Origin of the sequence: Arthrobacter sp. ZGTC412 (assembly GCF_002929215.1) — a bacterium.
Taxonomy (GTDB): domain Bacteria; phylum Actinomycetota; class Actinomycetes; order Actinomycetales; family Micrococcaceae; genus Arthrobacter.
Genome location: NZ_PJII01000026.1, coordinates 49,043 through 60,178, shown reverse-complemented (window position 1 = coordinate 60,178; position 11,136 = coordinate 49,043). Strand labels below are relative to the sequence as shown.

At 65.5% G+C, this 11,136-nt stretch carries 8 protein-coding genes; 5 read left to right on the top strand and 3 right to left on the bottom strand.

Going from position 1 to position 11,136, the window contains the following annotated elements; genetic code table 11:
* The 3 genes from CXQ88_RS22020 to CXQ88_RS20305 all read left to right on the top strand — a co-directional run.
* A partial coding sequence (locus CXQ88_RS22020) for a beta strand repeat-containing protein (protein WP_181037622.1) occupies nt 1-1,485 on the top strand: 1,485 nt, incomplete at its 5' end.
* A 298-nt stretch (nt 1,486-1,783) separates the two neighbouring features.
* Nucleotides 1,784-3,007 carry a serine/threonine-protein kinase gene (locus CXQ88_RS20310; RefSeq protein ID WP_104045935.1) on the top strand — a complete coding sequence of 408 codons (1,224 nt, stop codon included), beginning with the start codon at nt 1,784-1,786 and terminating at the stop codon, nt 3,005-3,007.
* A 56-nt stretch (nt 3,008-3,063) separates the two neighbouring features.
* Nucleotides 3,064-3,393, top strand: a complete 330-nt coding sequence (locus tag CXQ88_RS20305) for an FIMAH domain-containing protein (RefSeq protein WP_181037621.1) — start codon at nt 3,064-3,066, stop codon at nt 3,391-3,393.
* 143 nt (nt 3,394-3,536) lie between these two features.
* Here the strand turns inward: CXQ88_RS20305 and CXQ88_RS20300 are convergent, their stop codons facing one another.
* Nucleotides 3,537-5,756 carry an NADP-dependent isocitrate dehydrogenase gene (locus CXQ88_RS20300; protein WP_104045934.1) on the bottom strand — a complete coding sequence of 740 codons (2,220 nt, stop codon included), beginning with the start codon at nt 5,754-5,756 and terminating at the stop codon, nt 3,537-3,539.
* Nucleotides 5,757-6,113: 357 nt separating this feature from the next.
* Here CXQ88_RS20300 and CXQ88_RS20295 point away from each other — a divergent pair, with 357 nt between their 5' ends.
* Nucleotides 6,114-7,073, top strand: a complete 960-nt coding sequence (locus CXQ88_RS20295; RefSeq protein WP_104045933.1) for a trypsin-like serine peptidase — start codon at nt 6,114-6,116, stop codon at nt 7,071-7,073.
* A 130-nt stretch (nt 7,074-7,203) separates the two neighbouring features.
* On the opposite strand, the gene purH is transcribed toward CXQ88_RS20295, so the two are convergent.
* Complete coding sequence (purH, locus tag CXQ88_RS20290) at nt 7,204-8,889, bottom strand: bifunctional phosphoribosylaminoimidazolecarboxamide formyltransferase/IMP cyclohydrolase (protein WP_104045932.1); 1,686 nt, start codon at nt 8,887-8,889, stop codon at nt 7,204-7,206.
* Between the two features lie 141 nt (nt 8,890-9,030).
* On the opposite strand from purH, the gene CXQ88_RS20285 reads away from it, so the two are divergent.
* Nucleotides 9,031-10,383, top strand: coding sequence for an MFS transporter (locus CXQ88_RS20285; protein WP_104045931.1), 1,353 nt, complete (start codon nt 9,031-9,033; stop codon nt 10,381-10,383).
* A gap of 135 nt (nt 10,384-10,518) precedes the next feature.
* Here CXQ88_RS20285 and purN read toward each other — a convergent pair whose 3' ends face one another.
* Nucleotides 10,519-11,097 carry a phosphoribosylglycinamide formyltransferase gene (gene purN, locus CXQ88_RS20280; RefSeq protein WP_104045930.1) on the bottom strand — a complete coding sequence of 193 codons (579 nt, stop codon included), beginning with the start codon at nt 11,095-11,097 and terminating at the stop codon, nt 10,519-10,521.
* Between the last annotated feature and the right edge of the window lie 39 nt (nt 11,098-11,136).

The following is an 11,136-nucleotide window of genomic DNA, read 5'->3' as shown; positions in this document are numbered from 1 at the left end:
GGTGGCCCAACGCCGTCGGAGTCAACGGCCGTCGCCGCCGTAGTCAACGCCGCAGTGGACCTCGGAGCCGTCACCGGGACCGGCCAGACCACCACCCCGGAGCTCGCCGCGGCCGCTGTCGTGGACCTCGGTCTGGGCAACACCGTCACCGGCACACCGGCCCCGGCCGCGACCGACCTGGCAGCCGCCGCGGACGTCGTGGTTGACCTTGGAAACGGGACCGGCCAGACCACCACCGCGGATCTCGCCGCGGCAGCTGTCGTGGACCTCGGTCTGGGCAACACCGTCACCGGCGCACCTGCCCCGGCCGTAACCGACCTGGCAGCCGCCGCGGACGTAGTGGTTGACCTCGGTGGCACCAACGGCGCTGCTGATGGCCTTACCACCGATGGCTTGGACGCGCTTGTGGACGTCAGCCTCGGCGGCACCAACGGCACCACGAACGGAGCCAGCACCGACGGCCTGGACGCCCTCGTTGACGTCAGCCTCGGCGGCACGAACGGCGCTGCTGATGGGGTCACCACCGACGGCCTGGACGCCCTCGTTGACGTCAGCCTCGGTGGCACCAACGGCGCTGCTGATGGGGTCACCACCGACGGCCTGGACGCCCTCGTTGACGTCAGCCTCGGCGGCACCAACGGCGCTGCTGATGGGCTCACCACCGACGGCCTGGATGCCCTTGTGGACGTCAGCCTCGGCGGCACCAACGGCACCACGAATGGAGTCAGCACGGACGGCTTGGATGCGCTTGTGGGCGTCAGCCTTGGCGGCACCAACGGTGTCACCGACGGGCTCCCCACCGGTGGAGCCGACGCACTGGTTGATGCAGTCGTCGGCGTTAATCTTGGCGGCAGTGGTACCGGTGGCACCACCGGCGGACTCAGCGCCGTAGTAGATGCAGTGGTCGGTATCGGCACCGGCAGCACCGGCGGTAACACCGGTGGACTGGTTGCCGACCTGGACCTGGATCTGGGCTTGGGCCTGGGCCGTGACGGCAATGGCACGGAGAACCCCGGCACCGGCGCACCGGGCTCCGAGACCCCCGGCACGGAAACCCCGGGCACCGAAACCCCCGGTGACGGCAACACGGGAGGCACCGGCACCGAAGACCCCGACACCAACACCCCCGGAACCAACACCCCGGGCACAAACACCCCCGGCCCCGGCACGGGCACCGACATTGGCAACGGTTCTGACTCCGGCACCGACACCGGTTCTAACTCCGGCACTACGGGCACAAAAACCGGTTCTGACACCGGCACCGCAGGCACCGGCGGCTTCTCCGCAGCACCGGCCGGTTCCACCGCAGTGAGCGGCGCCATCGCCCTGGACACCACACCCCGCAGCACCCCCGCCCAGGCAGGCACCCCCCAGGGCGCCAACGCCCTGGCCAACACCGGCGTGGACGCCTCCCTGGTCCCGCTGGCCCTGTTGCTCCTGGCAGCAGGAATCCTCCTGATGCTCCGCAAGCGCAAGGTCTCCTAGGACACCGAACGGTTGCTGACCGTGCCTGCACCATGCGCCTGAAGCGGCTGCAACAAGCAGGCTGAGCGGAAGGAGGACCCCACACAACACAAAACCAACACACCACACCAAACACACCAAACATGTCATCAGCACACATGTCCCTGTGGCCGATGGTCCGGCAGCGAAACCCACACACGGTTTCGCCGCCGGGCCCTCGGCGTGTCACAGAACAGAAGCCAAGCCAATCGTCCGTTTACTCCACCGCCCGTATAATTTGATGTACGACAGTGCCGCAGCGCACCGGGAGGAACGGGTCATGGTGGCGGAATCGCCTAGCTCCATCAAGAATGAAGTGGTCGGCGGACGTTATCGGTTGGGCGAAGTTATTGGCCGCGGTGGAATGTCATCGGTTTACTGTGCCCGGGACGAGAACCTGGGCCGCGATGTGGCCCTGAAGCTCTTTGCCCCGCAGGCTCCGGACGCCGACGAATTGAAGCGGCAGGAAGCGGAAATCCAGCTCCTGGCGACGCTCAACCATCCGGGGTTGGTCACTCTTTTCGACGCCGGGATCGATGACCGCATCCCTGACGAGCCTCGGCCTTTTCTCACCATGGAACTTGTGGACGGCCAGGATCTGCGCACGCGGATCCGGCATAGCCGCGTCCCGCTGGAGGAACTTGCCGTAATCGGGGCAGGCATCGCCGACGCGCTGGCGTATGTCCACGGTCTCGGGATCATCCACCGCGACATCAAGCCCGCCAATATCCTGCTGGTGCAGATCCGCCCCGGGGAGCCGCTGCGCCCGAAACTCACGGACTTCGGTATTGCCCGGATCGTGGACGCCACCCGACTGACGGCCACGGGAACAATGGTGGGCACGGCCGCTTACCTCAGCCCTGAGCAGGCACTGGGCCAGCCCCTCTCCTCCGCCTCGGACATTTACTCCCTCGGGCTTGTGCTCCTTGAATGCATCAAGGGCACGATCGAATATCCGGGCGGCGCAGTTGAGTCGGCCGTGGCGCGCCTGCACCGTGCGCCGGAAATCCCCGAGGACTTGCCGTCCGAGTGGGCTGACCTGGTTCGGTCCATGACAGCCATCGAACCTTTGGAGCGCCCCGCCGCCGCGGACATCGAGACCGCCCTCAGGCAGGCACTGGTGTCCCCCGCGTCAACCCCCGGAGAACTCGTTCCGGAAACCACGAGGGTCCTGCCTGCAATGCCGTTCCACCCGCCCTCCATCACTGCTGAGGAGTCGGTGGATGAACTGCGTGAGGCAGCAGGGCCAGCAGGCGAGGTTTCGCCGGCCGCCCTTGGACAACGGCTGAAGGGCGGGCAGCCCAAGAAGGAGCGGTCCTCAGGATCGCGACGCCGGAACTTGTGGCTGGCAGTGCTTCTTGGGGTTGTGGTGATCGCTGCAGCCGTAGCGGCCGTGATGGCCAGCCTGTCCACCCAGTCCACGACCGACGTCGTGCCCTATCCCACGGTGACCGGCGTGCTTGGTGACCACCTGGAGGAGCTCCAGAAGAGCGTGGAGCCGTGAGCCTGAAACTGCGGGGCAATTCGAGCGGCCCCCGGTTACGGCTTGTAACGACGTGCATGGCTGCCGTTTCGGCGGCGGGGCTCTTGGCTGGCTGCGGTCCCAGCGACACCGGCTTGCAGCCAGCCGCTTCCCGGCAGCTCCAGGCGCGGGTCTTGGAAGTCAGTGAGGCTTCCTCAAAGAATGATCCCGCCACAGCAATCAAAGCCCTGGCAGGCCTCGAGGCAGAGCTCGCTGCGGCCCAGGGCAAGGGTCAGATTTCCGAGGAGCGGCGCCAGACTATTACTACCATCGCGGCTGCCGTCCGCGCCGACCTGGAAGACGCTGTTGCAGCCGCCGCCAAAGCAGCAGAAGACGCGAAATCCGCAGCCGGCAAAGGCAAAGACTAACGCCGGGCTATATGCGCGCGACGACGGCTCGTCAGTTGAGGGCGACCCTTAGTTCATGCCACAAAAAAGAGGCGGTCCCCGGAAATGATCCCGGGGCACCGCCTCTCTCGCGTTGCCTGTCCAGCTGCTGACGCAGCCGTGCCTTAGCTCAGGGTGGCGAGAACCTTGTTCAGCGTGGCGGACGGGCGCATCACGGCCGAAGCCTTCGCGTCGTCCGGGTTGTAGTAGCCTCCGACGTCCACCGGGGAGCCCTGGACTTCAGCCAGCTCGCCCACGATGGTCTCCTCCTTGGAGGAAAGCTCCTCGGCAACGGAGCTGAACGAGACGGCCAGTTCGGCGTCGTCCGTCTGCTTGGCCAGTTCCTCGGCCCAGTAGCGGGCCAGGAAGTAGTGGCTGCCACGGTTGTCCAACTCGCCTGCACGGCGGCTGGGCGACTTGTTCTCCAGCAGGAAGGTGCCGGTGGCGCGGTCCAGGGTGTCGGCCAGGACCTGGGCGCGGGCGTTGCCCGTGGTGGTGGCCAGGTGCTCGAAGCTCACGGCAAGGGCCAGGAACTCACCCAGGCTGTCCCAGCGCAGGTGGTTCTCCTTGAGCAGCTGCTGGACGTGCTTAGGGGCGGATCCGCCGGCGCCGGTCTCGAAGAGCCCGCCGCCGTTCATGAGCGGAACCACGGAGAGCATCTTGGCGCTGGTGCCCAGTTCCAGGATGGGGAACAGGTCCGTGAGGTAATCGCGGAGGACGTTGCCGGAAACCGAGATGGTGTCCTCGCCCTTGCGGATGCGGTCCAGGGTGAACGCGATGGCCTTCACCGGAGACATGATCCGGATGTCCAGGCCCTCAGTGTCGTGGTCCTTGAGGTACTCGTTGACCTTGGTGATGAGGTTGGCGTCGTGGGCGCGCTCCTCGTCCAGCCAGAACACAGCCGGGGTCTGGGAAGCGCGGGCGCGGGTGACGGCGAGCTTGACCCAGTCGCGGATGGGCAGGTCCTTGGTCTGGCAGGCGCGCCAGATGTCACCCTCGGAGACTTGGTGTTCGATCAGGACGTTGCCCGAGCCGTCCACAATCTGCATGGTGCCGGCTTCCTGGAGTTCGAAGGTCTTGTCGTGGCTGCCGTATTCCTCGGCGGCCTGCGCCATGAGGCCCACGTTCGGCACGGTTCCCATGGTGGTGGGATCGTAGGCGCCGTTCGCGCGGCAGTCATCGAGAACCACCTGGTAGATGCCGGCGTAGGAACTGTCGGGCAGCACGGCGAGCGTGTCGGCTTCCTTGCCGTCCGGGCCCCACATGTGGCCGGAGCTGCGGATCATGGCGGGCATGGACGCGTCCACGATGACGTCGCTGGGGACGTTCAGGGTGGTGATGCCCTTGTCCGAGTCCACCATAGCCAGGGCGGGGCCCTCTTCGAGGCCCTTTTTGATGAGGTTCTGGACGCCTTCACGAACGTCTTCCGGCAGTTCTTCGAGGCTGCTGAGGATGGCGGCGAGGCCGTTGTTGGGGCTGATCCCCGCGGCGGCGAGCTGCTTGCCGTAGGTGTCGAAGAGCTCGGAGAAGTAGGCCTTGACCACGTGGCCGAAGATGATGGGGTCCGAGACCTTCATCATGGTGGCCTTGAGGTGGGCGGAGAAGAGGATGCCCTCCTCCTTTGCGCGGGCCACCTGTGCCTTCAGGAACTCGTCCAGGGCTGCAGCGCGCATCACGGAGCCGTCGATGACCTCGCCGGCCAGCACGGGGAAGGCCTTCTTCAGGACCTTGACCGAGCCGTCTTCGCGGACCAGCTGGATTGCGATGGTGCCCTCGGACCCGATGACAACGGACTTCTCGTTGGAGCGGAAGTCATCCTGGCCCATGGTGGCCACATTGGTCTTCGAATCGGCGGTCCAGGCGCCCATGGAGTGCGGGTTCTGGCGGGCGTAGTTCTTGACGGACAGGGGTGCGCGGCGGTCCGAGTTGCCCTCACGCAGGACCGGGTTCACTGCCGAGCCCTTGATCTTGTCGTAGCGGGAGCGGACGGCCGTCTCCTCATCAGAGGACGGGTTGTCCGGGTAGTCCGGCAGGGCGTAGCCCTGGCCCTGCAGCTCGGCAATGGCTGCCTTCAGCTGCGGGATGGAGGCACTGATGTTGGGCAGCTTGATGATGTTGGCTTCCGGCGTCTTCGCCAGCTCACCGAGTTCAGCAAGGGCGTCACCGATCTGCTGCTCAGGGGTCAGGTAGTCACCGAAGACGGCGATGATGCGGCCGGCGAGCGAAATGTCGCGGGTCTCCACCTCCACACCTGCTGTCGAGGCGAACGCCTCGACGATGGGCAGGAACGAATAGGTAGCCAGCATCGGCGCTTCGTCGGTGTGGGTGTAGATAATCTTGGACATGCGCGGGCGTCTCCCTGAAGGTCGGCTTAATTATGAAATCCGGTCTATTTCACCATGTATAACCTACCCGAGGACACGGGTTTGAACCCTACTGGGGCTTGTGGATTACCCTGCCGTTGGGCAGGATTACAGCGATGGAGAACGGACGACGGCGTCACGCGCCCGGGTGCCGCTGCCGCCGCCGTGCTTTCCCCCGAAGGTGGGCATCAGGGCCCCCCTATCCGAAGTTGCGGGGTACCGAAAAGACGAAAGCACTGGCCGATGCGCAGCTACTATCTACAATGTTGTATCCGGCGTTATGTTTGCCACGTCACTCTTGGCCCTCCCCGTGGCCCTCCCCGTTAGGACAGGACAACAATGATTCGCACCAGGTCCTTAGTTTCCGGATTTCTAAGCCTCTCAGCAGCAGCCGCTTTGACGCTCTGCTCGACAGGCGGGGCCGCTGCTGCCCCCGCCGCCTCCGATGAGAAGAACAACCCCACCGTCGTCAGCGCGGTCCTGGACAGTACCGGCGTTGCCGAGTACTGGACAGCCGACCGGATGCGGCAGGCAGTCTCAGGCGAGGTTCTTGCCGAAAAGGCCCTCGAACGCGGCAACCGTTCGAGTGTGGACACCGTGGAGAAGGGCAAGAGCAGCAAGGTCAAGGCCACCCGCGCCAAGGCTGAAACCCCAGCGTCCGTGAGCCACATCGGCAAGGTCTTCTTCACCATGGGCAACGCCAACTACGTCTGCTCCGGTAACGCCGTTGCCTCCGCAAACCAAAGCACCGTGGCCACAGCAGGTCACTGCGCCATGGACGGCTTGGGGCAGGAGGCTGAGAACTTCATATTTGCTCCGGCATACGAAAACGGGGTGGCACCCTACGGCACCTGGACGGCCAGGGCCTTGTACGCACCCACCGAGTGGCGATCCAAGGGCAACATGGCGTATGATACCGCTTTCGCTGTGATGGCCCCGAACGACAACGACCGGCTCCTGACCGACGTGGTTGGCGGTTCGGGCCTAGCTTTCAACGAAAGTGCGGGGCAGTACTACACGTCCTATGGTTACCCGGCATCGAGTCCGTTCACTGGGGTGACCCTCAGGAGCTGCGCCGGCACGGCAACCCCGGACATTATCAACTCGGGGTTCGGCACACAGGGCATTCCCTGCGACATGAACGGCGGCTCGTCCGGCGGCCCGTGGTTTATTGGCTCCGGCCCGGAGGGACTCCAGAACTCGGTCAACAGCTACGGCTACAAGGGCTCCAAGGTCCTGTACGGGCCTACCTGGGGCAAGGTCATTAGGGCGACGTACATGATTGCACAAGCTTCCTAGCGACGCCTGGAAAACAAAGACGGCGCCTGTCCCCACCAAGGGGACAGGCGCCGTCGCTGTTTCACGCCATACGGGTCCACGCCGGCAGGGTTCCCTGTCCGAGCTTGCGAGGTCAGGGAACCGGTGGAGACTAGTGGAAGAAGTGACGCGCTCCCGTGAAGTACATGGTCACGCCGGCCGCGTTGGCTGCTGCAATGACTTCCTCATCGCGCACCGAACCGCCGGGCTGGACTACGGCGCGGACGCCGGCGTCGACCAGGATCTGCAGGCCGTCAGCGAACGGGAAGAAGGCGTCAGAGGCTGCAACGGCGCCGCTGGCCCGCTGTGGTGCGCCGCTCGCGTCGGTGTTGCTGGCACCGCCGGCTCCTTCGACGTCGGACTCCACCGTGACGCCCAAGGTGTTGGCCCGCTCCACGGCCAGCCGGCAGGAGTCCAGGCGGTTGACTTGGCCCATGCCGATGCCCACGGCAGCGCCGTCCTTGGCAAGCAGGATGGCGTTGGACTTGGCCGCGCGGCAGGCAGTCCAAGCGAAAGCCAGGTCCGCGAGGGTCTTTTCGTCCGCAGCTTCACCGGCGGCAAGGGTCCAGTTAGCGGGGTTGTCGCCGTCGGCATCGACCTTGTCCGCGACCTGGACCAGGACGCCGCCGGATACCTGGCGGATCTCCGACGGGTAGCGGCCGTAGCCGTCCGGCAGGGCGAGCAGGCGGATGTTCTTCTTCTTGGACAGGATTTCCACGGCTTCAGGTTCGAAGCCGGGGGCGATAACAACCTCGGTGAAGATGTCCTTGACGGTGTTTGCCATGCCGGCGGTCACGGGGCGGTTGGCAGCGATGACACCACCGAAGGCCGAGACGGGGTCGCAGGCGTGGGCCTTGGCGTGTGCATCGGCGATGGGATCAGCGGCATCCGCGGAACCGACGGCAACGCCGCAGGGGTTGGCGTGCTTGATGATGGCCACCGCGGGCTCGGCGAAATCGTAGGCTGCGCGAAGGGCGGCGTCGGCGTCCACGAAGTTGTTGTAGCTCATAGCCTTGCCATGCAGCTGGTCAGCCTGCGCGATGCCGGCCGGAGCTGCCTTGTCCACATACAGGGCGGCCTGCTGGTGCGGGTTCTCGCCGTAGCGCAGGACCTCGGAGCGTTCCAGCGAAAGGCCGGCGTAGGCGGGCCAGTCGATGACGCCGTCGCCGTCTTCATCCAGGAACTGGCTCGCGGTCCAGGAGGCAACGGCGTTGTCGTAGGACGCCGTGTGGGCGAACGCCTTGGCGGCCAGCCGCCGTCGTGTGTTCAGGTCAAAGCCACCCTCAGCGGCTGCAGTGACTACCTGGCCGTAGAAGGAGGGGTCCACCACGATGGCGACGGCGGCATGGTTCTTCGCGGCGGAGCGCACCATGGCGGGGCCGCCGATGTCGATCTGCTCGACAACGTCGTCCTGTCCAGCGCCGGACTTAACGGTTTCCACGAACGGGTAAAGGTTCACCACCACCAGGTCGAAAGGCTCGATCTCCATGTTGACCAGCGTCTCCATGTGCGCCTCGACGCGACGGTCAGCCAGGATTCCGCCGTGAACGCGCGGGTGCAACGTCTTGACGCGGCCGTCCAGCATTTCCGGCGAGCCGGTGACTTCCTCGACCTCCTGGACCGGGATACCCGCGGCGGCGATCTTCTTGGCCGTGGACCCGGTGGAAACAAGCTTCACTCCCGCTGCGTGCAGGCCCTGGGCGAGCTCCTCCAGACCGGTCTTGTCGTAAACCGAGATCAGGGCCCGGCGGATGGGAACACGGTCAATGGATACGCGCTCATGCTGCGTGAAGCTCACAAATGTCTCCGTCTTATGTCGCGGAACAGTGCCGCGGTTGGTGGGGATACGGCCAGTTTATCGCGAAGTGCAGTTTGCCCCCGTGCAGGCGGACGTGTGAACGCCAGCGGGCCCGGCTAAAGTTCTTTGCAGGAGGCTGCAATGAATACTTACACCACTGTGCCGAGCGGCGAGCAGGTGGTCCAGGAACTGCCCTGGCGATGGAAAGTCCAAGGCAGGATCTTTTTGATCGGCGGCCTTGGTTTTATGTTCGATGCCTGGGACGTGACACTGAACGGCATCCTCATTCCGCTGCTCTCCACGCACTGGGCCCTTACCCCCGGCGAGGTGGCGTGGGTTGGCACGTCGAACCTGATCGGGATGGCCCTGGGCGCTTTCGTCTGGGGCACCATCGCGGACACCATCGGACGCAAAAAGGCGTTCACTGCCACGCTGCTGATCTTCTCCCTTTTCACCGTGTTTGGCGCCTTCTCCCCCGACTTCATCTGGTTCTGTGTGTTCCGGTTCATGGCGGGGTTCGGCCTGGGCGGCTGCATCCCGGTGGACTACGCGCTGGTGGGTGAGTTCACTCCCCGGAAGCAGCGCGGCAGGGTGCTCACGGCCATGGACGGCTGGTGGCCGGTGGGTGCCGCCCTGGCCGGTTTTGTGTCAGCAGGGCTCGTGGCCCTGTACGGAGACTGGCGGCTGACCATGCTGGTGATGGTCCTGCCGGCGCTCCTGGTGTTCTGGGTCCGCCGGAGCGTCCCGGAGTCCCCGCTGTTCCTGATCCGCAAGGGCCGGCGCGAAGAGGCGGCCAGGGTCATTGATGATCTGGTGGCGGCAACCGGCGCCGAAGCCCGCGTTTACAGCCTGCCCGACGCCAAGGAAGTGCCGCGGCTCTCCGCCGGCAGCGCCTGGCATCAGCTGCGCCTGGTCTGGCAGTTCAACTGGAAGATCACGGCCACGGCCTGGGCCCTGTTTTTCTCGATCCTGCTGGTCTACTACCTGTCCCTTACCTGGATGCCGCGGATCCTGATCGGCGCCGGCTTCGCCGAGTACAAGGCGTTCGTTACCACCGCGTCCATGGCCGCCGTTGGGCTGTTGGGGGTTGTCGTGGCGGCCCTGCTGGTGGAGCGGGTGGGCCGCAAATGGATCCTTGCCGTCACCGGGCCCTTGTCTGCGTTGACCCTGGTGATCGTGGCGATCGTGGTGGACATCCCCACCGCGGCGGTGTTCTGGCTGCTGGTGTTCGGGTTCGTGGTGCAGGTGGCCATCCCCGTGCTTTATGCCTACGTTTCCGAGCTGTACCCCACCGAACTGCGCGGCACCGGCTTCGGGTGGGCGTCCACGTTCTCGCGGCTGGGCGCGGGCTTCGGGCCGCTCATTTTCGCGAACTACTTCTGGCCCGAGCTGGGCCTGGCAACGTCCTTCGCCTTGGCCGGTGGCCTGGTGCTTCTTGCCGTGCTGTGGATGGCGTTCTTCTCCCCGGAGACCAAGCAGCGCAGCCTCGACTAGCAGGCCAGTCGACACGCCCATTCGATTTCGACACGGGCGTTCCTTTGGGCACCCCAAATTTCAGGTGCGCCTAGGAGCCTGCGGGTCGAAAAGGCACTTGCGCAGCGACGGGCATCGGGTTCGGGTGGGAACTGGTCAGGTGCCGGAGGGGTGGGCGGCGGCCAGGGCTGCCAGGGTGGACACCAGCAGCCGGCGCTCCACTACCTTGATCCGCTCGTGCAGGGTTTCCTCGGTGTCGGACTCCTCGATGGCCACTGCCTCCTGGGCAATGATGGGCCCGGTGTCCACCCCGGCGTCGGCCCAATGGACAGTGCAGCCGGTGACCTTCACGCCGTACGCCATCGCGTCCCTCACACCGTGGGCTCCCGGGAAGGCCGGGAGCAAAGCCGGGTGGGTGTTGAGGTATTTGCCGTTGAACGCGTCGATGAACTCCGGGCTTACGATGCGCATGAACCCCGAGGAGACCACCACATCCGGCTCGAACCCGGCCACGGCCTGGGTCAACGCGGCATTCCAGTCAGCCCGGTCCGGGTAGGCCTTGAAGTCCACCACGAACGTCGGGATGCCGGCCGCCGCGGACCGTTCCACCCCGAAGGTTCCCGGCCGGTCGGCGCCGACGGCGGCGATTTCGATGTCCAGTTCCCCCGCCTTAACCGCGTCAATGACTGCCTGAAGGTTGGACCCGGTTCCGGAAACGAGGACGACGATACGCATGGCACTAGCTTATGGGCAGCCTCGCGTAGGCTGGAAAAC

Excerpts from the sequence above, each read along its gene's own strand:
- CXQ88_RS20310 (WP_104045935.1), top strand. The coding sequence starts at position 1,784 with ATGGTGGCGGAATCGCCTAGCTCCATCAAGAATGAAGTGGTCGGCGGA.
- CXQ88_RS20305 (WP_181037621.1), top strand. The coding sequence starts at position 3,064 with ATGGCTGCCGTTTCGGCGGCGGGGCTCTTGGCTGGCTGCGGTCCCAGC.
- CXQ88_RS20300 (WP_104045934.1), bottom strand. The coding sequence starts at position 5,756 with ATGTCCAAGATTATCTACACCCACACCGACGAAGCGCCGATGCTGGCT.
- CXQ88_RS20295 (WP_104045933.1), top strand. The coding sequence starts at position 6,114 with ATGATTCGCACCAGGTCCTTAGTTTCCGGATTTCTAAGCCTCTCAGCA.
- CXQ88_RS20285 (WP_104045931.1), top strand. The coding sequence starts at position 9,031 with ATGAATACTTACACCACTGTGCCGAGCGGCGAGCAGGTGGTCCAGGAA.
- purN (WP_104045930.1), bottom strand. The coding sequence starts at position 11,097 with ATGCGTATCGTCGTCCTCGTTTCCGGAACCGGGTCCAACCTTCAGGCA.